General features: G+C 75.6%; 22 protein-coding genes, 1 pseudogene and 1 riboswitch. Of the genes and pseudogenes, 11 read left to right on the top strand and 12 right to left on the bottom strand.

The genetic code is table 11. From position 1 onward, the window contains the following. From ACMA1D_RS01700 to ACMA1D_RS01665, 8 genes and pseudogenes are all read right to left on the bottom strand, one after another. Window positions 1–182 (bottom strand): annotated as a pseudogene (locus tag ACMA1D_RS01700) (hypothetical protein); the annotation flags it as partial. Continuing rightward, window positions 179–1,846 carry a cobyrinate a,c-diamide synthase gene (locus ACMA1D_RS01695; RefSeq protein ID WP_414722031.1) on the bottom strand — a complete coding sequence of 556 codons (1,668 nt, stop codon included), beginning with the start codon at window positions 1,844–1,846 and terminating at the stop codon, window positions 179–181. The gene ACMA1D_RS01695 and the pseudogene ACMA1D_RS01700, both read right to left, overlap by 4 nt. Beyond that, window positions 1,840–2,436, bottom strand: a complete 597-nt coding sequence (cobO, locus tag ACMA1D_RS01690) for a cob(I)yrinic acid a,c-diamide adenosyltransferase (RefSeq protein WP_414722030.1) — start codon at window positions 2,434–2,436, stop codon at window positions 1,840–1,842. The genes ACMA1D_RS01695 and cobO overlap by 7 nt, the downstream gene beginning before the upstream one ends. Next, window positions 2,436–4,655 carry a putative cobaltochelatase gene (locus tag ACMA1D_RS01685; RefSeq protein ID WP_414722029.1) on the bottom strand — a complete coding sequence of 740 codons (2,220 nt, stop codon included), beginning with the start codon at window positions 4,653–4,655 and terminating at the stop codon, window positions 2,436–2,438. The genes cobO and ACMA1D_RS01685 overlap by 1 nt, the downstream gene beginning before the upstream one ends. Further along, window positions 4,655–6,619, bottom strand: coding sequence for a cobyric acid synthase (locus ACMA1D_RS01680; RefSeq protein WP_414722240.1), 1,965 nt, complete (start codon window positions 6,617–6,619; stop codon window positions 4,655–4,657). Before ACMA1D_RS01680 ends, ACMA1D_RS01685 begins: the two co-directional genes overlap by 1 nt. 14 nt (window positions 6,620–6,633) lie before the next feature. Beyond that, window positions 6,634–7,803, bottom strand: a complete 1,170-nt coding sequence (locus ACMA1D_RS01675) for a cobalamin biosynthesis protein (RefSeq protein ID WP_414722028.1) — start codon at window positions 7,801–7,803, stop codon at window positions 6,634–6,636. Window positions 7,804–7,971: 168 nt separating this feature from the next. Further along, window positions 7,972–8,104: riboswitch (cobalamin riboswitch) on the bottom strand. Between the two features lie 311 nt (window positions 8,105–8,415). Continuing rightward, the gene (locus ACMA1D_RS01670) at window positions 8,416–8,697 is read right to left on the bottom strand and encodes a hypothetical protein (protein WP_414722027.1); all 282 of its coding nucleotides are present in this window, start codon (window positions 8,695–8,697) and stop codon (window positions 8,416–8,418) included. A gap of 140 nt (window positions 8,698–8,837) precedes the next feature. Beyond that, window positions 8,838–10,292, bottom strand: coding sequence for an anion permease (locus ACMA1D_RS01665; RefSeq protein WP_414722026.1), 1,455 nt, complete (start codon window positions 10,290–10,292; stop codon window positions 8,838–8,840). A 1,114-nt stretch (window positions 10,293–11,406) separates the two neighbouring features. Between ACMA1D_RS01665 and ACMA1D_RS01660 the strand changes: the two genes are divergently transcribed. The 3 genes from ACMA1D_RS01660 to ACMA1D_RS01650 all read left to right on the top strand — a co-directional run bounded on the left by ACMA1D_RS01660 (window position 11,407) and on the right by ACMA1D_RS01650 (window position 15,695). Next, entirely contained in the window at window positions 11,407–12,141 is a 735-nt protein-coding gene (locus tag ACMA1D_RS01660; protein WP_414722239.1) for a class II aldolase/adducin family protein, read from the top strand. Between the two features lie 385 nt (window positions 12,142–12,526). Further along, window positions 12,527–13,645, top strand: a complete 1,119-nt coding sequence (locus ACMA1D_RS01655) for an alpha/beta hydrolase (RefSeq protein WP_414722025.1) — start codon at window positions 12,527–12,529, stop codon at window positions 13,643–13,645. Window positions 13,646–14,102: 457 nt separating this feature from the next. After that, window positions 14,103–15,695, top strand: coding sequence for a hypothetical protein (locus ACMA1D_RS01650; RefSeq protein WP_414722024.1), 1,593 nt, complete (start codon window positions 14,103–14,105; stop codon window positions 15,693–15,695). A 100-nt stretch (window positions 15,696–15,795) separates the two neighbouring features. On the opposite strand, the gene ACMA1D_RS01645 is transcribed toward ACMA1D_RS01650, so the two are convergent. Beyond that, a complete protein-coding gene (locus ACMA1D_RS01645) occupies window positions 15,796–16,209 on the bottom strand; it encodes a VOC family protein (protein ID WP_414722238.1) in 414 nt (137 codons plus the stop codon). 303 nt (window positions 16,210–16,512) lie between these two features. On the opposite strand from ACMA1D_RS01645, the gene ACMA1D_RS01640 reads away from it, so the two are divergent. From ACMA1D_RS01640 to ACMA1D_RS01630, 3 genes are all read left to right on the top strand, one after another. After that, complete coding sequence (locus ACMA1D_RS01640) at window positions 16,513–18,111, top strand: ABC-F family ATP-binding cassette domain-containing protein (protein WP_414722023.1); 1,599 nt, start codon at window positions 16,513–16,515, stop codon at window positions 18,109–18,111. Between the two features lie 362 nt (window positions 18,112–18,473). Continuing rightward, complete coding sequence (locus ACMA1D_RS01635) at window positions 18,474–18,695, top strand: helix-turn-helix domain-containing protein (RefSeq protein WP_176160981.1); 222 nt, start codon at window positions 18,474–18,476, stop codon at window positions 18,693–18,695. A gap of 174 nt (window positions 18,696–18,869) precedes the next feature. Then, a complete protein-coding gene (locus ACMA1D_RS01630) occupies window positions 18,870–19,649 on the top strand; it encodes an enoyl-CoA hydratase/isomerase family protein (protein WP_414722022.1) in 780 nt (259 codons plus the stop codon). Window positions 19,650–19,707: 58 nt separating this feature from the next. Here ACMA1D_RS01630 and ACMA1D_RS01625 read toward each other — a convergent pair whose 3' ends face one another. Then, complete coding sequence (locus tag ACMA1D_RS01625; RefSeq protein ID WP_414722021.1) at window positions 19,708–21,066, bottom strand: hypothetical protein; 1,359 nt, start codon at window positions 21,064–21,066, stop codon at window positions 19,708–19,710. Window positions 21,067–21,280: 214 nt separating this feature from the next. Between ACMA1D_RS01625 and ACMA1D_RS01620 the strand changes: the two genes are divergently transcribed. The 5 genes from ACMA1D_RS01620 to amaP all read left to right on the top strand — a co-directional run bounded on the left by ACMA1D_RS01620 (window position 21,281) and on the right by amaP (window position 24,076). Continuing rightward, the gene (locus ACMA1D_RS01620; RefSeq protein WP_414722020.1) at window positions 21,281–21,739 is read left to right on the top strand and encodes an Asp23/Gls24 family envelope stress response protein; all 459 of its coding nucleotides are present in this window, start codon (window positions 21,281–21,283) and stop codon (window positions 21,737–21,739) included. Window positions 21,740–21,780: 41 nt separating this feature from the next. Continuing rightward, window positions 21,781–21,972 (top strand): hypothetical protein, encoded by a 192-nt coding sequence (locus tag ACMA1D_RS01615; RefSeq protein ID WP_187064119.1) that lies wholly within the window; start codon window positions 21,781–21,783, stop codon window positions 21,970–21,972. 9 nt (window positions 21,973–21,981) lie between these two features. Continuing rightward, on the top strand, window positions 21,982–22,344 hold the full coding sequence (locus ACMA1D_RS01610; RefSeq protein WP_414722237.1) for an Asp23/Gls24 family envelope stress response protein: 363 nt from the start codon (window positions 21,982–21,984) through the stop codon (window positions 22,342–22,344). Window positions 22,345–22,643: 299 nt separating this feature from the next. Then, window positions 22,644–23,441, top strand: a complete 798-nt coding sequence (locus tag ACMA1D_RS01605) for a DUF6286 domain-containing protein (RefSeq protein WP_414722019.1) — start codon at window positions 22,644–22,646, stop codon at window positions 23,439–23,441. 8 nt (window positions 23,442–23,449) lie between these two features. Beyond that, window positions 23,450–24,076, top strand: coding sequence for an alkaline shock response membrane anchor protein AmaP (gene amaP, locus ACMA1D_RS01600; protein WP_414722018.1), 627 nt, complete (start codon window positions 23,450–23,452; stop codon window positions 24,074–24,076). A gap of 64 nt (window positions 24,077–24,140) precedes the next feature. On the opposite strand, the gene ACMA1D_RS01595 is transcribed toward amaP, so the two are convergent. Together ACMA1D_RS01595 and ACMA1D_RS01590 are read right to left on the bottom strand one after the other, a co-directional pair. Then, window positions 24,141–25,283: a methyltransferase domain-containing protein gene (locus ACMA1D_RS01595; protein ID WP_414722017.1), complete on the bottom strand. Its 1,143-nt coding sequence runs from the start codon at window positions 25,281–25,283 to the stop codon at window positions 24,141–24,143. A gap of 341 nt (window positions 25,284–25,624) precedes the next feature. Further along, the gene (locus tag ACMA1D_RS01590; RefSeq protein WP_414722016.1) at window positions 25,625–26,380 is read right to left on the bottom strand and encodes an SDR family oxidoreductase; all 756 of its coding nucleotides are present in this window, start codon (window positions 26,378–26,380) and stop codon (window positions 25,625–25,627) included. Between the last annotated feature and the right edge of the window lies 1 nt (window position 26,381).

Here is a 26,381-nt window from a genome sequence, read left to right as displayed (position 1 = left end):
GCCAGCCCCAGCGGCGCCAGGCGGGACGTCCCCGTGCGCACCACCCTCGCGCCCGGCAGGCCGGCAACCAGCCCCGTGGCCGGGGCAGCGGCCGGGTCAGCGGTCGGGCGAGCCGCCAGCCCGGCCCGCAGCGGCCGGGCCCCGGTGCCGTGCGGCTCCGGGGCGGTGGGCGGGCGGTTCACGGGGTGCAGCTCTGGACGAAGGACGCGGCGATCGCGGGGGAGGCCGCCCAGTGCAGGTGGAGGTACGAGGCGTGCACCCGGTCCCGTACGAAGCCCTCCACGCGTCGGGCCGGCTGCACCACGCCCCAGGCGGGCAGCGCCGGGGAGGCCGGGCCGGTGGCGGCGTCGGGCGCCGCGCCCGGTTCGCCGCCCGCCTCCGGCGTGATGACCGTGCGGTGGAACTCGTGGCCGCGCACCCGGGCGCCCACCGGCAGCAGCGCACTGGGCGCCAGGGCGACCGCCTCCCGGTACCCCAGGGTCAGCCGGCCCGACATGCGGGCGTCGGCCGGCAGCACGCCGCACATCGGCAGGGGCGCCCCGGCCGCGCCGTCCGACCCCGCGGCGGGGCCGGGGTCGAGCGAACGGGCCAGGTAGAGCAGGCCGGCGCACTCGGCGGCGATCGGCGCCCCGGAGGCCGCGAGGGCGGCGACGGCGGCGCGCAGCGGCGCGTTGGCGGACAGTTCGGCCGCGTAGACCTCGGGGAACCCGCCGCCGATGACCAACCCGCGGGTGCCCGCGGGCAGCTCCGCATCGCGCAGCGGGTCGAAGGTGACGACCTCGGCGCCGGCCGCGGTCAGCAGCTCGGCGTGTTCCGCGTACGAGAAGGTGAACGCCGAGCCGCCGGCGACGGCGACCACCGGCCGCGCCCCGGCCCCCGGCGCTTCCCGGCCCGCGTCCCTACCGGTGGGCACGCCCTGCGCCGCGCCGTGCGCTCCGTGGCGCGCGGCGGACGCCCCGTACGCCGGACCGGCCGCCCCGTCCCCGTCTCTCCGACCGGCCGCTCCGTGGTCCGCACCGGGCGCCACGGCCTCCGCGCCCGACGGCCGCCCGGCCGCCCCGGCCCCTGCCGCCACCGCGGTCCCGAGCCCCGCCCCGTACAGCGCATCCGCCGGGTCCCAGGCCCCGCCGGGCAGGGCCGGTGCCGAGCGGGCCAGTGCCAGCAGGCCGGGCAGGTCGCAGCCGGCGCGCACCCGGTCGGCCAACTCCGCCACCGCGGCCACCGCGTCCGCCCGCCGCTCGGCCACCGGCACCAGGCCCAGGTGGCGGCTCGGAGTGTGCACGGCCTCGGCCCGGCGCAGCACGCCGAAGACCGGCACGCCGACCTCGGTCAGCGCCTCGCGCAGCAACTCCTCGTGCCGGTCGGAGCCGACCTTGTTGAGGACCACGCCAGCGAGCCGCACCTCCGGGTCCCAGGCGGCGAAGCCGTGCACCAGGGCCGCCACCGAGCGCGACTGCGACGAGGCGTCCACGACCAGTACCACCGGCGCCCGCAACACCTTGGCGACCTGCGCCGTCGAGGCCAACTCGCCCTGCCCCGCGGCCCCGTCGTACAGCCCCATCACCCCTTCGACCACGGCCAGGTCGGCGTCCCGCGCGCCGTGCGCGAACAGCCCGGGCAGCAGATCCGGGCCGCACAGGTAGGCGTCCAGATTGCGGCCGGGGCGGCCGGTGGCCAGGGCGTGGTAGCCGGGGTCGATGTAGTCGGGGCCCACCTTGTGCGGCGAGACGGCCAGGCCGCTCGCGGCGAACGCGGCCATCAGGCCGGTCGCCACGGTCGTCTTGCCGCTGCCGGAGGCGGGCGCCGCGATCACCAGACGGGGCACGGCGGTCGCAAGGGTCACCACTCGATGCCCCGCTGGCCCTTCTGCCCCGTGTCCATCGGGTGCTTGACCTTGGACATGTCGGTGACCAGGTCGGCGAAGTCGATCAGCGGCTGCGGCGCGTTGCGGCCGGTGATCACCACGTGCTGGGTGCCGGGCCGGTCCCGCAGCGCGGCCACCACCTCGTCGGTGTCCACCCAGCCCCAGTGCATCGGGTACGCGAACTCGTCCAGCACGTACAGCCGGTAGGTCTCCGCCGCCAGGTCGCGCTTGACCTGCTCCCAGCCCTCGCGCGCCGCCTCCTCGCTGGAGGCCAGGTCGCGCTGGACCCACGACCAGCCCTCGCCCATCTTGTGCCAGGCGACGGAGCCGCCCTCGCCGGAGTCGCCGAGCACCCGCAGCGCCCGCTCCTCGCCGACCTTCCACTTCGCCGACTTCACGAACTGGAACACCCCGACCGGCCAGCCCTGGTTCCAGGCCCGCAGCGCGAGCCCGAAGGCGGCCGTCGACTTGCCCTTGCCGACACCGGTGTGCACGAACACCAGCGGCCGGTTGCGGCGCTGACGCGTGGTGAGCCCGTCGTCGGGCACCACCGAAGGCTTTCCCTGTGGCATTACGCAACCCTCTCCGTGCTGTCGATCCGCTGCCCCGCCCGGGCGCCCCGCTGGCGCTGCCGGTGTGCCGCGGCCGTGTGTTCCCCGCGGGCCGACCCGCCGTCCCGGGCCGCGCGGGCCCCGCGGACCAGCGCCGTCACGCTGTCGGCGCGCAATTCGTCCAGCGTCACCGCGGGGCCGCGCAACACCCGGGCGAGCTGCGCCGCGAGTCCGAGGCGCACCAGCCCCGACTCGCAGTCCACGACCACCGACGCCACCCCGTCGGCCGCGAGCAGCCCCGCCGCCCGGGCGGCCTCGGCCACCGGCTCCTTGCCGCCGGTGGCCCGGCCGTCGGTCACCACCACGAGCAGCGGCCGGCGCGAGGGGTCGCGCAGCCGCTCCACGCGCAGCGTCTCGCGGGCCGTGAGCAGCCCCGCGGCCAGCGGCGTACGGCCCCCGGTGGGCAGCTTCTCCAACCGGGCCGCCGCCGCGTCCACCGACGAGGTGGGCGGCAGCGCGAGGGTGGCGCCGCGGCCCCGGAAGGTGACCAGACCGACCTTGTCGCGCCGCTGGTAGGCGTCGAGCAGCAGCGACAGGACGGCGCCCTTGACGGCGCCCATCCGCTGCCGCGCGGCCATCGACCCGGAGGCGTCCACCACGAACAGCACCAGGTTGCCCTCACGGCCCTCGCGGACCGCCTCCCGCAGATCGTCGCGGCGCAGCAGCAGCCCGCTCCCGGTACGGCCCCGCGCGCGTTGGTGCGGCGCCGCCGCCCGTACCGTCGCGGCCAGGTGCAGCTTGGTCAGCACCCCCTGCGGGCGGCGCGAGCCCGTCGTACGGCCGTGCGCGGTGCGGGCCCGCGAGCGCCGCCCCGCCGCGCCCTCGCCGAGCCCCGGTACGTCCAACATGCGCGCGGTGAACGGCTCGCCGGCCGGCACCGCCGGCCGCTCCGGCGCGCCGCCGCGCGCGTCGGCACCCGCCCCGTCGCCGCCCTCGCCCGCGGCGGGCGCGGGTTCGGCCGACTCCTGCGGGCCGTCGCCGTCCGTGCGCTGCTCCGGCACGGGCTGCTCGGCGGGCTGGTCAGGCGCGGTGCCCCGCCCGCCGCCGTCTCCCTGCGGCGGCCCGTCCTGCGGCGGCTCGCCGCCCCCGGGGCCGTCCGGGCCCGGGTCGGGGTCCGGGTCCTCGTCCGGCTCGCCGGTGGACTGCTCGGCCGGCGCGGGCGGTTCGGGCTGGTAGGCGTCGAGCACCTCGTCCAGCTTCTCCTCGTCCAAACCCGGCGCGTCGAACGGGTTACGGCGCCGCCGGTGCGGCAGCGCGAGCAGCGCGGCCTGCCGTACGTCCGCGGTGGTCACCTCGGTCCGCCCGGCCCAGGCGGCCAGCGCCGTCGCCGTACGCGCCGTCACGATGTCCGCGCGCATCCCGTCCACCTCGAACGCCGCGCACACGGCGGCGATCTGGCGCAGCGACCCGTCGTCGAGCACCACGGCGGGCAGCAGCGCACGGGCCGCCGCGATCCGCGCGCGTAGTTCTTCCTCGCTGTCGGCCCAGCGGGCGGCGAACGCGGCCGGGTCCTCCTCGAAGGCCAGCCGGCGCCGGACCACCTCCACCCGCTCGTCCGGCTCGCGCGAGGCCGCGACCTCCACCGTCAGCCCGAACCGGTCGAGCAACTGCGGGCGCAGCTCGCCCTCTTCCGGGTTCATGGTGCCGACCAGCAGGAAACGCGCCGCGTGCCGTACGGAGACGCCCTCGCGCTCCACGTACGAGGAGCCCATCGCCGCGGCGTCCAGCAACAGGTCGATCAGGTGGTCGTGGAGCAGGTTGACCTCGTCCACGTACAGGATGCCGCGGTGGGCCGCGGCGAGCAGGCCGGGTTCGAAGGACTTCACGCCGTCCGCGAGGGCCCGCTCGATGTCCAGCGCGCCCACCAACCGGTCCTCGGACGCGCCGACCGGCAGCTCCACCAGGCGCGAGGGCCGGCCGACCCCGGCGCCCACCTCGTGCGGGCCGTCCGGGCAGCCCGGGTCGGGCGCGCCGGGATCGCAGGAGAACCGGCAGCCGGGGACGGTGTCGATGGCGGGCAGCAGCGAGGCGATGCCGCGCACCATGGTGGACTTCGCGGTGCCCTTCTCGCCGCGCACCAACACCCCGCCGATCGCCGGCGACACGGCGTTGAGCAGCAGTCCGAGCCGCATGTCGGCCATGCCGACGACGGCGGTGAACGGGTAGCTGGCCGAGGTCATCAGCTAGTGCTCCTTTCACGGGGTTCACGGGGCCCATGGAGTCCATGGGATTCACGGGGTTCGTGAGGCTTGCTGGGCTCCCCGGGCTCCCCGGGTTCGCTGGGGTCACGAGGTTCACCGGGTGCACCCGAAACGCCCAGCGCGCCCGGTACGCCGGGTTCAGCCGGGGGATGCGTGGCCTGCGGAGGACTCGCCGCGCGGTGCGGAGGGCCCGCGGCGGCCCGGTCCGGCGATACGGGCCCGTCGGGCGATGCGGCCCGGGGAGTTACCGCCCCGTCAGGCGCCACGGCCTGGGGCGGTACGGCGCCGTCAGGCGCCACGGTCTCGGGCGGCGCGCCCCCGTCGTACGCGGCGGCCTCAACGGTCCCAGCAGCCTCAGCGACTTCAGCAACCCCGTCCGGCGCATCGGGCAGCGCCGGCGCGCCCGGGGGGACGAACGGCAGTCGGGCCGGCGGGCCCTGCTCGATGAGACGCAGCAGCGCGTCGGTGTCCGCGTGTTCCTCGATCAGATCGCCCAGCCGGTCGAGCTGTTCCTCGCGCAGCGCCCCGAAGCAGGTGTCGGGCGCCGGCACGAACCGCCGGCCGGCCGCCGCCGCGACCTCGCGCAGGAAGGCCCGCCGGAAGCCGTCGCTCTCCAGCGACCCGTGCCAGTGCGTGCCCCACACGGGGCCGACCCGGCAGCCGTCGAGGAACGGCGCGCCGCCGCGCACGTCGGCCACGCCGTGGTGGATCTCGTAGCCTTCCACGCGCTCGCCGAGCGCCGTGCCGACCGGCCGGGCGAGCGTCTTCTCGCGCGCGAAGCGCACCCGTACCGGCAGCAGCCCGAGCCCCGCGACGGTGCCGGCGCGCGACTCGACCTCGTCCTCGATCGACTCGCCGAGCACCTGGAAGCCGCCGCAGATGCCGAGCACCGGCCGGCCCTCGGCGGCGCGCGCGGCCAGCGCGTCGGCGAGCCCGCGCTCGCGCAGCCAGGCGAGGGCGCGCACGGTGCCCCGGGTACCGGGCACCACGACCAGGTCGGCGTCGGCCAACTCCGCGGGCCGGTCCACGAACCTGACGACCACCCCGGGCTCGGCCGCCAGCGCGTCCACGTCCGTGAAGTTCGACATCAGCGGCACCGCGCACACCGCCACCCGCAGCACGTCGGCGCCGACCGGGGGCGCCACCGGCGCCTCGCGCACCGCCCCGCGCAGCGAGACCCGCAGCCCGTCCTCCTCGTCGATGCCGAGCCCGGGCGCGTACGGCAGCACGCCGAAGGTGCGGCGCCCGGTGAGGCCGTGCAGCATGTCCAGGCCGGGTTCGAGGAGGGACACGTCGCCGCGGAACTTGTTGACCAGGTAGCCGGCGACCAGTGCCTGGTCCTCGCGGGCGAGCAGCGCCGTGGTGCCGAAGAACTGCGCGAACACCCCGCCCCGGTCGATGTCGCCGACCACCACGACCGGCAGGTGGGCGGCGCGGGCGACGCCCATGTTGACGATGTCGGTGCGGCGCAGGTTGATCTCGGCCGGGCTGCCGGCGCCCTCGCAGATCACCGCGTCGTAGCTGCGCCGCAGCTCCGTGAGGCAGTCCAGGACCGGGGCCAGGAGTTGCTGCCGCCCGCCGGGCATCGGCCCGGGGTCGCCCGCGTCGGCCGCCGGCCCGCGGTCCCCGAAGAAGCCGCGGGCGCTGAGCTCGCCCACCGGCTTGCCGAGCAGCACGACCTGGCTTGAGCGGTCGCTGCCCGGCTTGAGCAGCACCGGGTTCATCAGCGCGGTCGGCTCGACGCGGGCGGCCTGGGCCTGCATCGCCTGGGCCCGGCCGATCTCGGCGCCCTCGCGGGTGACGAAGGAGTTGAGGGACATGTTCTGCCCCTTGAACGGTGCGACGCGTACTCCGCGGCGTACCAGCCAGCGGCAGATGCCCGCCGTGACCACGCTCTTGCCGGCGTCCGACGTCGTCCCCGCGACCAGCAGCCCGCCACCCATGTGCCCGGCCCCCCTCATCGATCCCCCCTGTGGTTGCCCGCGGTGGCGGCGCCGTACGCGAGCCTGCCTGCGACGCTCGCCGCCAGCGCCAGCGCGCTGACCCGGCGCGAGAGCCGCACCGCGCGCTCGATGTCGGCGACCTCGACGGGCCGGTGCTCGGCGCCCAGCACCGGACGGTGCTCCACGCGGCCTGCGTAGGCGAGGGTGCCGCCGAGCCGCACGCCGAGCGCGCCGGCGAACGCGGCTTCCACGGGGCCGGCGTTGGGGCTCGGATGGCTGCCCGCGTCGCGGCGTACGGTGCGCCAGGCGCGGCCGGGGGCGGGCCCGGCGAGCACCGCGAGCGCGGCGGTGAGCCGGGCACCTGGCCAGCCGACCAGGTCGTCCAGGCGTGCGGACGCCCAGCCGAACCGCAGGTAGCGCGGCGAGCGGTGGCCCACCATCGCATCCAGGGTGTTCACCGCACGGAAGCCGAGCAGCCCGGGGACGCCGCCGACCGCGCCCCACACCAGGGCGCCCACCACCGCGTCGGAGGTGTTCTCGGCGACGGACTCCACGACGGCCCGGGCGATCTGCTGGGCGTCCAGGGCCTGCGGATCGCGCCCGCACAGCCGGGGCAGCGCGGCCCTGGCCGCGTCGAGGTCCCCGGCGGTCAGCGCGGCGCCGATGGTGCGCGCCTCCCGGCCGAGCGTGGTGCCGCCGAGTACGGCCCAGGTGGCGAGCGCGGTCAGCGCGGCCTCGCGCGCGCGGGCGGGCGAGGAGATGCGGGCGAGGGGGTACGGCGCCCGCGGGGCGGCGCTGACCGGGCGGCCGGTGCTCGGGCGCGGCGCAGCAGCCTGGCGCACCGTCGTGGCCCGGCTGGCAGGGACGACGGGGGAGACCGGGGAGGCCGGTACGGGCCTGCCCGCCGGTGCGGTCGACAGGGTGTGCGGAGCCGCCGGGCGGGTGCCGGCCGGGCCGCGCGCCGCCCGGGTCAGCAGTGCGCCGACGAGCGCGGCACCGCCCGCACACACGGCGGTGTGCAGAGCACCGTGCCCGCGGTGATCGCGCCACAGCCGTCGCTCCACGGCGCCGGCGGCACGTCCGAAGGCGGCCACCGGGTGGCCCCGCTGGGGGTCGCCCAGGGCGCGGTCGCCCAGGAAGCCGATGACGGCGCCGTACGCGTACGCAAGGGGGTCGGTACGCATCGGTCAGCCCGCCGTCGTGCCTCGGCGGGGGAGCGGTGCGGGCCGGCACGCCGACCGGTGTGGGCGGCGGCGGGCCGCACGGGCGGCAGGGGGCGCTGGACGGCGGCAGGCCATGGTGGTGTGTCCTCACTCAGGGTCCGCGCCCTGGCTCGACGTGATCGGCGGCGAGAGTCTCCTGGCTCCCGGATCGACGCCGCACCCCGGCCTTCCAGCCCGCGGTGTACGAGCCGTGGCCATGCGCTGGGGGAGCGCTCCCCGGTGACAGTGGCGGGACCGCGCCGGACTCGCACCGGCTTCCTCTCCTGTCGCCGTTTGGCCCCGGAAGTCCACCACGCCCCGGGAACGGCCGTCAACTCGCGGTTGACCTGCACAGAGGCCCGCCGGGCGGGGCGCGACACGGTTCGGTCGCACCCTGCCCGGCGGGCTGGGTGTGGTGGGGCGCGGCCCGACCGCAGCCCATCCGCCGCGGCCCCTGCGGATGTGGACCGGCGGTCGATCGGGCGGAAGCGGTCAGCCGGTTGGGCCAGGTGGCCGGCTGGACAGGGGGCGGGTGGTGCGGCCGTGGCCGTTCGCCGGTGCCGGCCGCGGGAGACCGCGGGGCGGCACCGGCGCTCAGGCCACGATCAGGTGGATGCCGTACCCCACCGCCGCCGCACACAGCGCGAAGCACAGGTAGGCACCGGAGCGGGCCAGCGCGCTGGTACCCGTCGTACCCACGGTGCTCGCCGTACCCACGGTGCTCGCCGTGCCCGCGGCGCCGGTGGCGCCCGGGGCGTCTTCGGCCGGCTTGGCCGAGGTGCCGACGATGCCGAGCGTGAACACGCCCACCAGGGCGACGGTCACCACCAGGCTCACGCCGAAGACCTCGCCGAGTGCGGCCCAGTCGATGTTCATGGCGCTGATTCCTTCGATCGTCTGCGGTGTCTGCGGTGTCTGCGGTGTCTGCGGTGATCTGTGATCGTCCGTGGAGCCCGGGTCGTACGTCGCCCAAGGCGTCCGCTTGACGGGGGCGGCGCGGGCGCCGCCCCCGTCGGCTAGGCCGGAGCGGCGGGCGCAGCCGTCGCCGGTGCCGGGGCGGCTGCCGGGGTCAGGCCGGGGGCGGGTGCCAGCGCGCCGTCCTGCTCGGCGGCGAGCGCGTCGACCAGCGCTGACGCGTCCGCAGGGGCGGATGGCGCGTCGGGTGCGGGCTCGGCGGCAGCCTCGGCGTTGGACTCCGCGGCCGACTGGTCGCCGGGGGCGGGCTGCGCGAGCGCCGCGCCGGTGGGCGGCGGTGCCACGCTGCGCACCGCGGCGGTCACCACGCCGATCGGCTCGGCGTCCAGGTCGGCGGGGTGCGCGGCGGGGACCGCGGCGACCGGGGCGGGGGCGCCGGCCGTGTCCGGGCCGGAGACCTCGTTGACGTTGGTGTGGTCGACGGGCTTGCGGCGCGAGGCCAGCCAGATGGCGCCACAGGCGATGACGGCCAGGACGGCGACCGTGGCCACGCCCCAGTCGCCCTGGTCGGCCAGGAGTGCGGCGGCACCCGCGACGATCCCGGCGGCCGGCAGGGTGAGCCCCCAGGCGATGACCATGCGGCCGGCGGTGGACCAGCGCACCACACCGCCCTTGCGGCCGAGCCCCGAGCCCATCACGGAGCCGGAGCAGACCTGCGTGGTGGAGAGCGCGAAGCCCAGGTGCGAGGAGGCCAGGATGACGGTCGCGGCACCGGTCTGGGCGGCGAAGCCCTGCGGCGGCTGGATGTCGGTGAGGCCCTTGCCCATGGTGCGGATGATGCGCCAGCCACCGAGGTAGGTACCGGCCGCGATGGCGAGGCCAGCGGAGGCGATCACCCAGGTCGGCGGGTCCGAGGCGGGCGCGAGCGCGCCACCAGTGACCAGGGCCAGGGTGATGACGCCCATCGTCTTCTGCGCGTCGTTGGTGCCGTGCGCCAGCGAGACCAGGGCGGCGGACGCGATCTGCCCGGCGCGGTAGCCCTTGGCGGTGTCCTGCGGATCTCGGTTACGGGCGATGCGGTAGGTGAGCCGGGTGGCGACCAGCGCGGCGATGCCGGCCACCAGCGGGGCGGCGACCGCCGGGATGAGGACCTTCATGACGACCGCGTCGCCGTTGACCCCGTCCATGCCGACGGAGACCAAGGTGGCGCCGATGAGGCCGCCGAACAGTGCGTGCGAGGAACTGGAGGGGAGACCGGCGAGCCAGGTCAGCAGGTTCCAGACGATCGCGCCGACCAACCCGGCGAAGATCACTTCTGGCCGGATGCCGGCCCCCTCGTCGATGATCCCGCCGGAGATGGTCTTGGCCACCTCGACCGAGAGGAATGCGCCAACGAGATTCAGTACCGCGGACATGGCCACTGCGGTCTTGGGCCGCAGTGCCCCTGTCGAGATGGTGGTGGCCATGGCGTTGGCCGTGTCGTGGAACCCGTTCGTGAAGTCGAACACCAAGGCCGTGATGATCACGATCCCGATGAGAAGCGTGATGTGTTCCATTCACCCAGGCAATCGTTCAGGGGAGCAACGTCCCGCTGAAAGTAGGTACGAAGAGTGAACAAAAAGTGAACTGAGTGGGGCTTGAGGGTGACGCGACTCGACGGGTGTGGCGATGACCCTCGGAATCCCGTCCGCCGCTTCAGTAAACCTGCAGGTCAGGGGCGTCTCGATGGAGGGCGGGCGGCTCGCTATCTGGTGTACACATTACGGCCATTTAATATCCCCATGGGATTTACGTGGGCCTGTCATGGGCGAGTGCAACGGCACCACCCTCGGTGACGGTCGCCGGGTGGTGCCCGCCGCCCGGCAACCGCCCCATGCGGCGCGACGCGGGGCCGCCGCCCCGCAGCCGCATCCCGTCCGCCCCGCGCTTCCGCCGCACGGCTCCCTGCGCGTGAACGCGCGAAGAGCCCACCCGCCGGCGCCCACCGCCCCGCGCCCGCCCGCCGGTCCCCGCGGCCTGCCCCCCGATCGCGGCGCTTGGGGCATGGCTGGTTCTCGGCCCCCTACGCGCCTCGGTACCGCACGCGTGGGCGTGGTGGCGCGACGCGGGTACGCGCACGCGCGAGCGCGGGGCGGAGCGCGGCTGGGGGTGCGGCGCGCGGTCGTCGTGGCCGGGTGGCGTGTGTGTCCGCCGGGCGTACGGGCCCCGGACCTCCACCCTGGACGCGACCCGGATGCGACCCGGCGGCACCCGCCCGTCCGCGGGCCTGGTGCGGCCGGTCCGTACGCGGCTCACCGCCCCCGCCCGCAGCGTCCCCCGTACGCGGCCCCCCCCGCGGGCCGGACCGGGCCGGGGCGGCGCCGACCCGCCGCAGCCTCCCGCACCGGTGCCGCGCCCACCGGCCCCGCGCCGGCGGCGTCCTCGCGCGCACGCGGGTACGTGCAGGAGGGGTGGGCAGGCGGGGTACGCGCAGGGCAGCCGGGTCGTACGAGGGGCCTCCGGCCCGGGCGTGGACCTGACAGGATCGGGCGCGGAGGTGGTCGCATGGGGCGGCGTCGGCAATCGGAGTGGCGGGCGGACCGGCAAGGGGAGCGGGCCGAGCACGACGCGCCGGACGCGGAGGCAGCGGCTCCGGACGACGGAGCGGAACGCGCGTGCGGCGCGGGCCCCATGGCCTCCGGGACCCCCGGAACCGACCACGACGACGACCCGGACCCGCCGGAGTTGGCGACGCTGCCACCGGCCGACGCCGCGCGGCTCCGCCGGGCGTGGCGCGAGGTGGTGGAGACCGCGCGCAGGACCACCGACGAGGGCCTGGTCGTCGGCACGTCGGGCAACGTCTCGGTCCGAGTGGGCGACACGGTGCTGGTCACCCCGAGCGGCCTGCCGTACGACACGCTCGGGCCGGCGGACCTGGTCGGCGTCGACCTCGACGGGCGGCAGCGCATCGGCCACCGCAGCCCCACCAGCGAACTCCCCATGCACCTGGCGATCTACCGGGCCACCGACGCCCGCGCGGTCGTGCACACCCACGCCGTGCACGCCACGGCCGTCTCCACGCTGGTCACCGAGGTGCCGGCGATCCACTACATGGCGGGGGCGCTCGGCGGTCCGGCCCGGGTCGCCCCGTACGCCCTGTACGGCAGCGACGAACTGGCCCGCCACATGCTCACCGCCCTCCGCGACCGCACCGGCTGCCTGCTGCGCAACCACGGCACGATCACCTACGGCAGCAGCCTGCGGCAGGCGTACGACCGCACCGCGCAACTGGAGTGGATGTGCCGGGTCTGGCTGACCGCATCCGCCGTCCCCGGCCACACCCCCACCCTGCTCGACGCCGCCCAACTCGACGAAGCCGCCACCCGCCTGCGCACGTACGGCCAACCAGCGCCCGCGGACGGCTAACCCGCGCCCACGGACGGCTAACCCGCGCCCACGGACGGCTAACCCGCGCCCACGGACGGGCTCCCGGCCGGGGCGGCCCGAACCGGCCGGCCCTCCTGCACGGAGCGCTCCGCCCCACCCTCCGTCTCGTGCCCGCCCGGCCGCGGCACCTCCGGCCCCGTCGTCCGCCTGCGCACCGCCGCCCGCTCGTCACCCGCGGACCGGCCAACCCGCTGACCAGCCCCCACCGACGTGGCCCGAACCGGCCGACAACCCCAACGTGGAGCACCCGACCCCACCCTCGTGGCCGGCGCCGCCGCCGGGCCCGGCGCCCGGGCGCCCACTCCCTCACCCATCGGCCCGCGCCCGCTGGCCGGTCCCGTCTCGGCCGCCCACACTGGGGAGGATGCGTCTGCGTACAGCGGCGGCCGTGGCCGCCACCACCGCGCTGGGTGCCGGGGCGGCCGTCTGGGCCGGTCGGTGCGCGAGCGGCGTCGCCCTCACCCCGGGCCGGCCGCTGCCCGGCGAGCCCAAGCTCACCGTGCACTCCACCGCCGCCGGCCAGGTCACCCTGACCCGCACCCTTGCCTCCCAACGCCCCGGCACCTACGGGCTGACCGGCGACGGCTGCCACGCCGCCGTCGGGCCCGTCGTCGAGGGCGCCCCGCACCCCGCCGACTGCGTCGTACGCCGTCTGGAGACGGTCACCCGCGGCACCCTGGCACCCGGCACCCGCGTCTGGCTCACGCCACAGGTGTACGAGGGCGACCCGGGCCGGGCGTTCGGCCTCTCCTACGAGGACGTCGAGGTGGACGGCGAGATCGGGCCGCTCCCCGCCTGGTACGTGCCGGCCGTCCGGGACACCTGGGTCATCACCGCACACGGCATCGGCGCCACCCGCGAGCACCCGCTGGTGGTCCTGGACTTCCTGCACCGCAAGCAACTGCCGGTGCTGAACCTCTCCTACCGCGGGGACGCGGGCGCCCCGCCGTCCCCCGACGGCGTCAGCCACCTCGGCTACGCCGAATGGCGCGACCTCGACGCCGGCGTGCGCTACGCGGCGCAGCGCGGCGCCCGCCGGATCGTGCTCTTCGGCTGGTCGACCGGGGCCGCGATGGCCCTGCACACCGCAGCCCACTCGCCGCTGCGCCACCTGATCAGTGGCCTGATCCTGGACTCCCCGGTGCTCGACTGGCAGACCACGCTGCGGGCCATCGCCGCGGCCCGCGGCACCCCCGCGCCGTTGCTGCCGCTCGTGGTGCGCGCCGCGCAGGGCCGCACCTCGCTGCACGCGGGCCGCGCCGCGCAACTCGCCGACAGCGGGCGGATCGAGGTACCCACCCTGATCCTGCACGGCCCCGACGACCACCTCGCGCCCTGGGCCGCCTCCCGCGAACTCGCCGAGCGCCGCCCCGACCTCATCACCCTGCACGCCGTCCCCGGCGCCCCGCACGCCGCCATGTGGAACGCCGACCCGGCCGGCTACCAGGAGGCGCTGCGCCGCTTCCTGGTCCCGCTGGTGTGAGGAGCAACCGGTTCCGTCCGTGGGGGAGCCCTGCGGTTCCACCGCGGCGGGTACGGGCGACCGCCCCGCAACCGCGCCCGGCCCCTCCGCCGGCACCGGCCCCCGCCGCCACCCGACCTGCCGGGCACGGCGCCACGACGGCGTCACCACGGCCCGGCCCGACCCGCCGGGCGCCGCGCCACCACGGCCCCGCCCGGCCGCGCGCCCGTCACCCACCGCCGCTGGCACGACCTGCTGGACACTGCACCGGATGCCTCCGGTTCATCCGTACGTCATGCATTCTTCGCCCGTTCCTGGTCCACCGGCCGTGCCACCCCTCGGCCGCGCGTTCGTATCAGCCAACGCCCAAACGGGGCAAGGAATCGGCACGTTCGTCGCAGCAGCCACATCCGTTGCGCTCACGCGGCCGGATGACCACCGATTGGGTTTTCGGGCCTTCAGGGGCAAGACTGCTCTTGTGACGTCCCGTACCCCGCGCGACTCCCGACTCCGACTCGTCCCGCACCGGCCGATCGCCGGCGCCCGCAGGGCAGTGCCGCAGCGCGGCACGCGCCCCGCCCCACGACCACCGGAGGGCACTCCGCCACCAGCGGAGCTCGCCCGCCACGCACGGGCCTCGCTCGCCGGCGCCGCCCGCGTCGCCCGCTGGGCCGCAGCCGAGCCAGACGGCGAAGCGGCGATGCGCCCGGGGGCCTACGGAGCCCTGTCCGACGTGGCGGCCGACCGGGCGGCCGACGCCCTCGGCCTGACCCCGCTTCAGGTCCGCACCGACTGGGACCGGGCCAGGCTCTCCGGCCTGATCGAACTGCACGGCGGAACCGCGCGCGCGGGTTGGCGGCTGCGCGCCTGGGACCGAGACGACTCCGCCGTGCTCCGCGGCTGGGTCGCGCTCTTCGACGCCTGGTCCATCGCGCGCCCCTGGCAACCGGACGGCCGCGGCCCGGCGACCCGCGGCGGCGCCGACCCGGCGGCGGTGGCCGAAGTCATCGAGGCCGTGCCGCAGTTGCTCTCGGTGCTCCAGCTCTCGGCCGGCCCCATGGGCTACCCGGACCTGCTCGACCTGCTCCGCAAGCGCGTCGCCGAACTGCGCACCGAGCGCTGCGAGGTTCCCTACGGCCAGCGCGCCCCGCAGCCTGGCCCCGCCAGGACCGAGCGCTCCGCCCTGACGATCGCCGCCGTCCCCGAGCAGGCACCGCAGCCCCGCTCGGACGCTGCCGCCGGGGGCACGGAGACCCGTGCGGACCTCGCCGCGCCGCCCGCGCCGGGCGAAGGAGCGCGCCCGGCGGCCGTGGCAGCGGCGACCGAGTGCGACGTGCCCGAAGAACTGCTGGCCTGGGCGCTGGACGGGCTCGCCGAGGTCGGCGCGCTCGTCGTCCGCGAGGCCGCCGGCGCCGCCCACCGCGAGGCCGAACTCACCGCCCTCGGCAACTGGGCGGTCTGGGTCAAGCTGGAACAGATCTGCGTCGCGGCGCAGAGCCCGGCCGGCAACATCGAGCAGCACGCCGAGGACATGCTGCGCGGCTGCGCCCAGCTCACCCCGGGCCCGGCCCGTGCCGAGTACCGGGCCTGGCTCGCCGCCAGGCCGGTGGGCAGCGCCGTCACCGAACTGCTCGACGCGGCCCGCGGCGACGACGCGCTCCTGCGCGGCCTGGCCTTCGAGGCGCTGCGCGTGGTCGGCGCCCCGGCCGAACCCGCGGTCCGCGCCGCCCTGGACGAGTCGCGGCTACGGCCCTACGCCCTGCTGTGGCTCGCCGAGATCGAAGGCGCCGACCCCGAGGACACGCTGGAGGTGCTCACCCGCGAGGAGGCGACCTGGCTCTGGGTGGACACGGCCGCGGCCATCGCCGACCACGGTGAGATAAGCCTGCTCGTACGGCACCTGGAATCGGCGGTGCAGGGCACGGTCCCCGCCCTCCTCGCCGAGGTCCGCGAGGTCGGCCACCCCCGCACCGTCCAGGTACTGGTCGCACTCGCCGCGGCCCACCCGGACCCGGCCCTCGCCAAGGCGGTCCGCCGGGCGGCCTTCCAGGTCCACACGGGCGGGACCTGACCGCACGCCCCGGGCGCCGGCCCGGCCGCCCGGCCAGCGAGCCGGCCCGGCCGAGCCGGCGCCCGCCCGGGCCCGGCCGCCCGGACGGCCCCGCCACGGATCAGTCCGGCACCCCCGGTACGTACGTGCCGAAACTCCACACGTTGCCCTCCACGTCGCGCGCCATGTAGTCCCGCGAGCCGTGCTCCTGGTCGGTGGGCGGCATGAGGATCTCCGCGCCGTGCTCCACGGCCCGCGCGTGGTGGGCGTCCGCATCCTGGATCACCACGTAGACCCCGGCCGGGCCCGCACCGGCCATCGCCTCGCTGAACCGGCTCCCCGGGCGCTTGGTGCCGAGCATCACCATGCCGTTCCCGTAGGCCAGTTCGGCGTGCACCACCGTTCCGTCCTCGTCCTCGTACACCGCGTGCTCGGTGAACCCGAAGGCCGTGGTGAGCTGCGTGATCGCGGCCCGGGCGTCGGCGTAGAGCAGCGTGGGGTAGAGGGTGGGGCGGGCCGCCCGGGTGCCGGTCATGGTGCTCACCTTCCGTACCTTCCGTAGCGCAGGGTGTGGGGATGTGGCTCGCCTCACAGTCTGGCACCGGGGTACGACAACGCCCGGAGCGGCGCGTTCCCACCGCCCCAGGCAAACCACTTGCCCACCCCCGCTACAGTGGTCCGTATGGCCATTCTCCTTGCGCACTAGACGGCTCCCGCCCGGCCCCGCACGCGCCGCCGGGGTGCGCCGTCCGCCGCCGCCATCGCCCGGTGCGCTGCGTGCGGCCGTGGTTGCGCGCCTGTCCTTTCCGCCGTCCTTTTCCGCCCTGGAGTCTTTCCCGTGATCACCGCCACCGGCCTTGAGCTGCGCGCCGGCGCCCGAGTCCTCATCGAGTCCGCCTCGTTCCGCATCGCCAAGGGCGACCGCATCGGCCTCGTCGGCCGCAACGGAGCCGGCAAGACCACGCTCACCAAGTGCCTCGCGGGCGAGGGCGCACCGGCCGCCGGCGCCATCACCCGCTCCGGCGAGGTCGGTTACCTCCCGCAGGACCCGCGCACCGGCGACCTGGACGTGCTCGCCAGGGACCGCATCCTCTCCGCCCGCGACCTCGACGTCGTCCTGCGCAAGATGCGCGAGAACGAGGACCGGATGGCGAACGGCAAGGGCGCCACCCGCGAAAGGGCGATGAAGAAGTACGAGCGCCTGGAGACGGAGTTCCTCACCAAGGGCGGTTACGCGGCCGAGGCGGAGGCCGCGACCATCGCCGCCAGCCTCGGACTGCCCGACCGGGTGCTCGGCCAGCCCCTGCACACCCTCTCCGGCGGCCAACGGCGCCGCGTCGAACTCGCCCGCATCCTCTTCTCCGACGCCGACACGCTCCTCCTCGACGAGCCGACCAACCACCTCGACGCCGACTCGATCGTGTGGCTGCGGGACTACCTCAAGAGCTACCGCGGCGGCTTCATCGTCATTTCGCACGACGTCCAACTGGTCGAGACGGTCGTCAACAAGGTCTTCTACCTGGACGCCAACCGGTCCCAGATCGACATCTACAACATGGGTTGGAAGCTCTACCAGGCCCAGCGCGAGGCCGACGAGAAGCGCCGCAAGCGCGAGCGCGCCAACGCCGAGAAGAAGGCAGCAGCGCTGAACTCGCAGGCCGACAAGATGCGCGCCAAGGCGACCAAGACCGTCGCCGCCCAGAACATGGCCCGCCGGGCCGAGAAGCTGCTGTCCGGCCTGGAGGCGGTGCGCGTCTCGGACAAGGTCGCCAAGCTGCGCTTCCCCGACCCCGCGCCGTGCGGCAAGACCCCGCTCACCGCCGAGGGCCTGTCCAAGTCGTACGGGTCGCTGGAGATCTTCACCGACGTCGACCTGGCCATCGACCGCGGCTCGCGCGTGGTGATCCTCGGGCTCAACGGTGCCGGCAAGACCACCCTGCTGCGGCTGCTCGCCGGCGTCGAGAAGCCCGACACCGGCAGCGTCACCCCGGGCCACGGCCTCAAGTTGGGGTACTACGCGCAGGAGCACGAGACGCTCGACCCGGACCGCACGGTGCTGGAGAACATGCGCTCCTCCGCTCCCGACCTGGACCTGGTCGACATCCGCAAGACGCTCGGCTCGTTCCTGTTCTCCGGCGACGACGTCGACAAGCCGGCCCGGGTGCTCTCCGGTGGCGAGAAGACCAGGCTCGCGCTCGCGACGCTGGTGGTCTCGTCCGCCAACGTGCTGCTGCTCGACGAGCCCACCAACAACCTCGACCCGGCCAGCCGCGAGGAGATCCTCGGCGCGCTGCGGACCTTCACCGGGGCCGTGGTGCTGGTCACGCACGACGAGGGCGCGGTGGACGCGCTCCAGCCCGAGCGGATCATCCTGCTCCCGGACGGCGTGGAGGACCTGTGGGGCCAGGACTACGCGGACCTGGTGGCCCTGGCCTGACGTCCGCGGTCACCGTGCGCGGTGGTGATCGGAGCGTTCTGGATCATTCGGCCGAGTCGTGATCCTTCATCTGAGTGAGAAGGGCTCGTACCCCGGCGCGTCACCACGGTATGGGCGCGCGCACGCAGCGTAGCGCCGGAGCCTTCCCGGCGGGTCCGTGGGCGTCGCGTCTGACCTGCCGCTTCGCGATGCACTCCGAATGGACGCAGCCGTACAAGCATCCGGATTTTCGTGTTCCGGCGCGCTCCTGGCCGCTTTCTGACCGGAACCCGGCGACGTCGACCTTGTCGAATGGGTGGCCAGGAGCGCGGCTAGGGGTGATCATGAGAGTCCCATAGCGCACTTCCCATGAGGAGGCACGGGTGGCCGAGACTCTGAAGAAGGGCAGCCGGGTAACCGGCGCCGCGCGTGAAAAGCTCGCGGCGGACCTCAAGAAGAAGTACGACTCCGGAGCGAGCATTCGAGCGCTGGCCGAGGAGACCGGCCGTTCCTACGGCTTCGTCCATCGAATGCTGAGCGAATCAGGAGTGACGCTGCGTGGTCGCGGCGGAGCGACACGAGGGAAGAAAGCCGCCTCGACCTGACGCCACACAACACCTCACACGCAACACCCCCGTCCCGCCCGAGCCCGGGTCACATCACCGGCGCGCGTCGCGCGCGCCGGTAGCGACACCCGGTCGGCGGTCCGGTCGGACCAGTGGTTACTGTGCAGTTAACTTACGGCTGTAGTGACCGCTGCCGACCGACCGGAGGCTTCTGTGACCCTGCTCGACACGGACGGCGTACGCCTGACCGTCGATGACGCCATCGCCACGGTGACCTTGACCAACCCGGCCAAGCGCAACGCGCAGTCGCCCGCCCTGTGGCGGGCTCTGATCAAGGCCGGTCGTTCGGTGCCCGGCAACGTGCGCGTCGTGGTGCTGCGCGGAGAGGGAAAGTCCTTCTCCGCGGGCCTCGACCGACAGGCGTTCACCCCTGAGGGCTTCCCCGGTGAGCCCTCCTTCATCGAGCTGGGCCGCAGCTCCGCGGCGGAGCTCGACGCCACCATCGCCGCCTACCAAGAGGCGTTCACCTGGTGGCGGCGCACGGACATCGTCAGCATAGCCGCCGTTCAAGGGCATGCCATCGGCGCCGGCTTCCAGCTTGCGCTCGCCTGTGACCTGCGGATCTGTGCCGACGACGCACAGTTCGCGATGCGTGAGACCAGCCTTGGCCTGGTGCCCGACCTTGCGGGTACGCACCCACTGGTCTCCCTCGTCGGGTACGCCCGCGCGCTGGAGATCTGCGCCACCGGCCGGTTCGTCCACGCGGCCGAGGCCGAGCGCACCGGCCTCGCCAACCTGGTGGTGCCGGCCGCCGAACTCGACGCCGCGACGCAGGACCTGGCCGGCGCGCTGCTGGCCGCGCCCCGTGATGCGGTGATCGAGACGAAGGCGCTGCTGCGGGGCGCGCTGGACCGCGACTTCGACGAACAGCGGGCGGCCGAGCGCGCCGCGCAGGGCCGCCGGCTGCGTGACCTGGCGGGTCTGGCGGAGTAGCCCGCAGCGCCGGCGGCCGATCCGCCGTACCGGTCCCGTCCGGGGGTCGGGCGGGGGCTCATCCGGCGGGTGCCTGGTCTGCGGCTTGGTTCGCGGCTCGTGCCGTGGGTTGGTCCGTGGTCGGGGGCGTGGGTTGTTCCGTGGGGTGGTTCGTGGCCGGGGTTGCGGGGCGGGCCGTGGGCCGGGTCGCGGTGTGCTCAACGGCCGTGACCAGCACCGCGACCGTGACGCCGGCCCGCTCGGCGGGGTCCGGGGCCAGGGCGGCCCGGGCCGCCTCGTGTACCGCGCGGGCCACCGTGACCGGCCGGTGGCCGGCCGCGACCGCCACCTGTGCCTGTACGTGCCGGCGCGCGACCGAGGCGGTCGCCGGCCCCGAGGCGGGGGACGGCGCGCCCGCTCCCGCGGGGTGGCCGCCGCTCTGCCCCCCTGGCCCGTCGTCGTCACGGCCGCTGTGGCCCGCGGCGCCGGACTGTTCGCGCGGCCCGGTCTCGATCCGTACCGGCCTGGTCAGCCCACCGAGCGCCGGCGCGAGGCCGGCGACGCCCGGGACCGCTGCCACGGCCGCCGCGACACGCTCTTCCGCAGACACCGCCGCCGCGGGGCGGCGGCCGGCGCGGGGCGGCTCCGGCTCCGATGGGTGCGGCCCCAGCGGTCCGGCCTGTTCACTCAGTCCGGTGGCTCCGGTGGCTCCGGTGGCTCCGGTGGCTCCTGTTGGCCCGATCGGTCCGCTCGGTCCGTGCGCGGTGTGGTCGCTGGCTGCACGGCCGTGCGGAGTCGTACGGGCCTCGGCCGCACTGTCCGTCGTACGGGCGCTGCCGGGGCCGCCGGCCGAGTCGCGTCCAGCCGCACCTGCTGCCCCGGCCGCCCCGTCCAGCAGAGCCGACCCGGCCACGTCGCCCCCGTCGGGGAGGTCGTCCGCGTCGCCGGCCAGGAACGCGCCGACGACCTCGGTGGTCTCGGCGGTGTCAGCCAGTTCAGCCAGCTCATCGAGTACGTCCGCCGAGCCCGGCGGCTCCGTGTCCGAGCCGTCGAGCAGACCGGTCACCCGTAGGTCCACCGTGGTCACGGCGAGGCCGAGCCGGTCGACCGCCGCGGCGTGCAGCACGGCCCGCAGCTTCTCGGCCGATGCGGGGAGCGGTTGGTCCGCCGTGGCCAGGAACTCGCCCGAGACCCGGAGCGGGCCCGGGGCCAGGGCCGTCGGCGGCGCCGGTACCGCGGGCCTGGCCGCGTCGGCGGGGTCGGCCAGGTCGATCCGCAACCCCGTGACGCGGGTGCCGGGCACGGTCGCCGCCGCCGTCCGCAAGGCCCCCGCCGCCGCGTGCTCGGTCAGCCACGCCCCGTCCTCCGCCGTGCCGAGCGGCAGGAGCCTGCCGAGCCTGAGCTGTTGCCGTACCGCCTGAGTCAACGCGTCTGCCACCACGGCTCCGCCGCCCTTCCCGCTTGCGGACGCTGCTGCGCCCGCCGCTCAGCGTGCCGTACCGAACGGCTCCCGCGGGCCCCGACCCACCCCGGAGCGCGGCCGTTCGCACGACTGCCGCGCCCCGCGGGCGAGTGTCAGTGGGCCCGCCTACGGTGGTGGAAGGAACGGTCAGACCGCTCCCTCCGCCACACAGGGAAAGGGACGATGCGCGATGACGGAAACGGCACAGAAGCAGCCGCAGAACACGGCCCCGGGAGCCTCGACGCCCAGGGGCGGTGGTGCGCCGGCGTCCCGTGGCAAGACCACGATCGCCGACGGCGTCGTCGAGAAGATCGCCGGCATCACCGCACGCGAGGTGCCCGGTGTGCACGCCATGGGCAGCGGCTTCGCGCGCACCTTCGGCGCGGTGCGCGACCGGGTGCCCGGCGGCGGCAGGTCCGTCACGCGCGGCGTCAAGGCCGAGGTCGGCGAGGTCCAGACGGCGCTCGACCTGGAGATCGTGGTCGACTACGGCGTCTCCATCGGCGACGTCACGCGCAACGTGCGCGAAGATGTCATCTCCGCGGTCGAGCGGATGACCGGCCTTGAGGTCGTCGAAGTGAATATCGTGGTCAGCGACGTGAAGCTGCCCGACGAGCAGGACGACGAGTCGGAGTCACGGCTCCAGTAGCCGGCCCGTCCTCGGGGCGCGGTGGAGCGGAGGGAGTTCACATGAGCATGGCCGTGGTCGGCTTGGCCGCCGGAATGGCCCTGGGCTTCGCCGGATATTTCGGCGGCTTCGGCGCCTTTCTACTGGTGGCGGCGTTGGGACTGATCGGGTTCGTGGCAGGCAAGTTCCTCGACGGAGACCTGGAGTTGGGCGACTTCTTCCGCCCCCGCGAGCGCGACGGTCGACGGCGGTGAGGCCGCGTGGTGCACTCCGCTGAACGGGGCTCGACGCGGATCGCCGACCGCGTCATCGCGAAGATCGCCTCGCAGGCGGCCCGCGAGGCACTACGACCGGCCAGCGACGTACGCCGCGCCGGCGGCAAACCCCCGCACGCCGCGGTCGCGGTGCGCGACCGCCCCGGCCGCGACGGCCTGCGCGGCGAGGCCAAGGTGCGGGTCGCCGTCGAACTCGGCTACCCGTCCGACATCGGTGCCCAGTGCGGCGCCGTGCGCCGTCAGGTGAGCGGCCGGGTCAGGACGCTGGCCGGGATGGACGTACGCGAGGTGGCCGTCACGGTCGAGCGGCTGTACGCGCCGGCGGGCGCGGCCCGGGGGAGGGCGCAGTGAGCGACGCGGACGCAGGGCGGGCCGAGGACGAGGACGGCGGCGGCCACCCACGTGGGGAGCCCCCGCGGGTGGGTCCGGTCGAACCTGAATCGGGCCCTGGACCTGGATCGAGCCCTGGACCTGGATCCGGATCTGGACTCGAACCTGAACCCGGCCCTGAACCCGGACCCGGACCTGGACCCGCCGAGTCATCTGGGAGCGCCACTCCCGTCACACCCGCCGCCGGTGCCGCACCCGCGACACCCAGCACCCCCACCACAGACCCCGCGGGCTTCGCGGTGCCCGCCGCCGGTCGTACTGTGCCCGCCGCCGGTGCGTCCCGGCGCCCGCCTCTGCTGGAGAAGGCCGCGGCGGGCGGCACCACCCCGTCGGACCACGGTGAGGACTCACCGCCGGACCCCGCGGCCCGCCCGTCGGAAGCCGCCGGCGCCAGTGCCGCCGACCCCACCGGCACCGTTGATGGATCGGCCGACGGCTCGGCCGGCGGGCCGGCCGACGGCGCCCCGCCGGGACCGCCCGCCGTGGCGGCCCGCTACACCCCGGCACCCGGCGCGGCCGAACGCGCCCGCCGCTTCTGGTCGCCCCGTCGCGTACCGGCCGCCGTCCTCGCACTGGTGGTGCTCGGTGCGAGCGGGCTGCTGCTGTACGACGTGGCGGCGGTGCGGGCCGACCGGACGGCGATGCGGTGGCGGCGCAGGCTCGGTGACGAGTTGGCCAGCCGGCCGCTGGACGACGTCTGGGTGGTGACCGGCGCCGCGGTCGCGGTGGCGCTCGGCCTGTGGCTGCTCGTACTGGCACTCACCCCGGGCCGGCGCGGGGTGTTGCCCATGCGCCCCGACCCACAGGTACGGGCCGGGCTCGACCGCTCGGCAGCCGCCCTCGTACTGCGCGACCGGGCGATGGGGGTGCCCGGGGTCCGCACGGTCCGCGTCGACGCCGGAAGGCGACGGGTCACCGTACGGGCCCAGGCGCACTTCAGGGAGTTGGACGAGGTGCGCTCGGACCTGGACGCCGCCCTCGACGACGGTATCCGTCACCTCGGCCTGGCCCGGCGGCCGGGGCTGCGGGTTCAGGTTCGACGGCCGACGAAGAGATGAGGCGGAAGATGGCGGCGAAGCCGGCGGTGGGGCGGGCCAGGGTGCGGGCCGTGAACCGGGTGCTGCTGGCCTTGGCCGGCGCGGTCCTGATCGCGCTGGGCGCGGCCGTGCTGATCGGCGGGCTCGATCTCCAGCGCCGGTGGGGCTTCACGCTGCCCGGCAGTTGGCCGTTCGACGGGCCCGACGACGTCCTGCTCACCCGGCACGACCGGCGCCGCTGGCGGGAGGAGGGCTGGTGGTGGCCGGCCGTCATCGCGGGCCTGGCGCTGGTCGTCCTGCTGGCCCTGTGGTGGTTGTTGGCGCAGTCCCGACGGCGACGGTTGAACGAGATCCTGGTGCCCAGCGGTGACGGGGCCGGCGCCGTGTTGCGGGGCCGCGCGCTTGAGGGCGTGCTGACCGAAGAGGCCGAGGCGATGGAGGGCGTGGAGCGCGCCCGGGTCACGCTCCGGGGCCGCCGCACCGCGCCCGAGGCCCGGGTCCGCCTGGTCCTGGCCGCCCATGCCGAACCGGCCGAGACCCTGGCCCGGTTGCAGTCCGAAGCCCTGGAACATGCCCGCACCTCCGCGGGCCTCGACCAGCTCCCGGCCGAGGTCCGACTGAGGTCGGTACGACACCGCGCGGAGCGGGTGAGCTGACGGCCACGGGCGGGTGGGGGAGCGGAGGGTACGGGGCGGCCGTGCCGTCAGCGTGCGGTCCCGCTCACAGGTCCTTCTCCCACAGCGTCACGCCGTAGGTGCCGCGCGGGCCGCCCTCCTTCACGTTCTCGCCGACGGCGCGGTAGCCGGCCCGTTCGTAGTACGTCCGCAGCCCCACGTTGTCGGACAGGCTGTCGAGTCGGCAGCGGGCGCGGCCGGCCGCGGCGATGCGGGACTCGGCGTGGGCGAGCAGGTGGCGGCCGGTGCCCGGCGGTGCGACGCGACGGTCCGTCATCAGCCGGTGCACGTACCCGGCGACCGGGGGCTGGTCGCCCCATGCGGCCGGGTCCTCCCAGCACAGCTCCCAGCCGCCGGCGATCGGACCGCGCGGGCCGAGCGTCGCGAGCCAGACCTCGCCGGTCCGGAGCCGTTCGCGGAAGTGCTCGACGCCGAGTTCGCCGGGGCGCCACTGGGCGATGCCGCGGGCGATCTGCCAGCGGGCCGCCTGGTCCCGCAGGGCGACCAGCGCGGGCAGATCGTCCTCGGTCGCCTGCCGGTGGTGCAGCGGCGCGTGCCGAAACACCACCTCGGTCCACTCGACTCCGGCACGCCCATGCAGGTCAGCGCGGTGTGAGTGGTGGATGACAGCCAGTCCGTGCCGTTGGGCGAGCTCGATCGTCTCCTGTCCCGAGACGGCGAACATGCGGCGCCCGGCGGGCACCGGGCCGTGCCGCAGCGTCAGGACGAGCTGGCCGCCGGCGTCGAGCAGCCCGACCAGGGTGGCCATCGCGGCCGTCCGCTGCTCCGCGTCCAGGTGCATCCACACCGCGGTCGACAGGATCAGGTCGAAGCGCCGCTCCTGCGCGGTGAGTCCCGGTAGGTCGGGGAGTGCGTCGTCGACCCACTGCACGGGTTGGTCGGCGTGGCGGTCCCGGCCCAGGGCGCGGAGTTCGGGCGTGGGCTCGGCGGCGACGACCGTATGCCCGCGGGCGGCCAACGCCGCCGCGTCCCGGCCGCTGCCCGCCCCGACGTCCAGCACGGTCAGCGGCCGTTGCGGGATGAGGCCGAGCACCTCCCGGTGCACGTCCTCGAACGACACGCCCTCGTACTGCTCGACCAGGGAGGCCGCAGCCGCCCCGTACCCCGCCGTGCTCGCCATGGCCCGCAGCTCTTCGCCGGCCCGCTCATCCGATAGTTCGCTGGTCACGACCGGGCACTCTAGGCGCGGAGGACCGACCCGCACCACGACGAAGATCACGGCCGCGGGGCTCAGGCGAACGGGCACGGGCGTGACGCTCGACCACGGCGTACGGCGATTCCATCCGGTTCACACGGAAACACCCCATACGGAAACAGCACGTACGGAAAGGTCCGTAGGAGTGTCCGGACGGAATCGCTCGTACAGCGTTGCCCGTACAGCGTTGCCCGTATGGAATCGCCCGTACGGAAGGTTCGTACGGGAATCCCCGGGCGGAACCGCCGTGCGCCGGGGGCGGCTGGCGAGGGCGGGCAGGAGCCGGGCCAGGCAGGAGCCGGACCCGGGGCCGGTCAGAGGCCCGGCAGCACGCCACCGTCCACCGGGAGCATCACGCCGGTCAGGTACGAAGCGGCGGGCGAGAGCAGGAACGCCGCCGCCCGGCCGAACTCCTGCGGCGTGCCGTAGCGGCGCAGCGGGATCGCGGCGCAGTGCTGGTCGCGGGCCGCGGCCGGGTCGGCGGCGAGGCCGTCCAACTCCCGCACCCGGTCGGTGTCGATGCGTGCGGGCAGCAGGCCGACGACCCGGATGCCGCGCGGCCCCACCTCGCCCGCCAGCGACTTCGCGAACCCGGCGAGTCCGGGGCGGAGCCCGTTGGAGATGACCAGGCCCGGGACGGGGGCCCGCACGGAGCCGGAGAGCACCAGGCCGATGACCCCGCCCTCGGACAGTTCGGCGGCGGCGCCACGCGCCAGTCGGACCGCGCCGAGGAAGACCGATTCGAAGGCCGCCTCCCACTGGGCGTCGGTGTTCTCGGCCGCGGTGCCGGCGGGCGGGCCGCCGACGCTGATGAGGATGCCGTCGAAGCGGCCGAAGCGCTCGCGTGCGGTGGCGATCAACCGCGCGGCCGTCTCGGGGTCGGCGTTGTCCGCGGCCACGCCGAGCGCCTCGGGGCCGAGCTCCGCGGCTGCGGCGGCGGCCTTGTCCGCGTCCCGCCCGGTGATCACGACCTTCGCGCCGTCACCGACCAACTCGCGTGCGGAGGCGTTGCCCAGGCCGCGGGTGCCGCCCGTGACGATGTACACCCGGTCTTTGAGTCCAAGATCCATG

This window comes from Streptomyces sp. 796.1 (genome assembly GCF_047525675.1).
GTDB lineage: Bacteria > Actinomycetota > Actinomycetes > Streptomycetales > Streptomycetaceae > Streptomyces.
The sequence above is the reverse complement of the archived record's forward strand: the minus strand, read 5'-3'. Positions and strand labels throughout refer to the sequence as shown.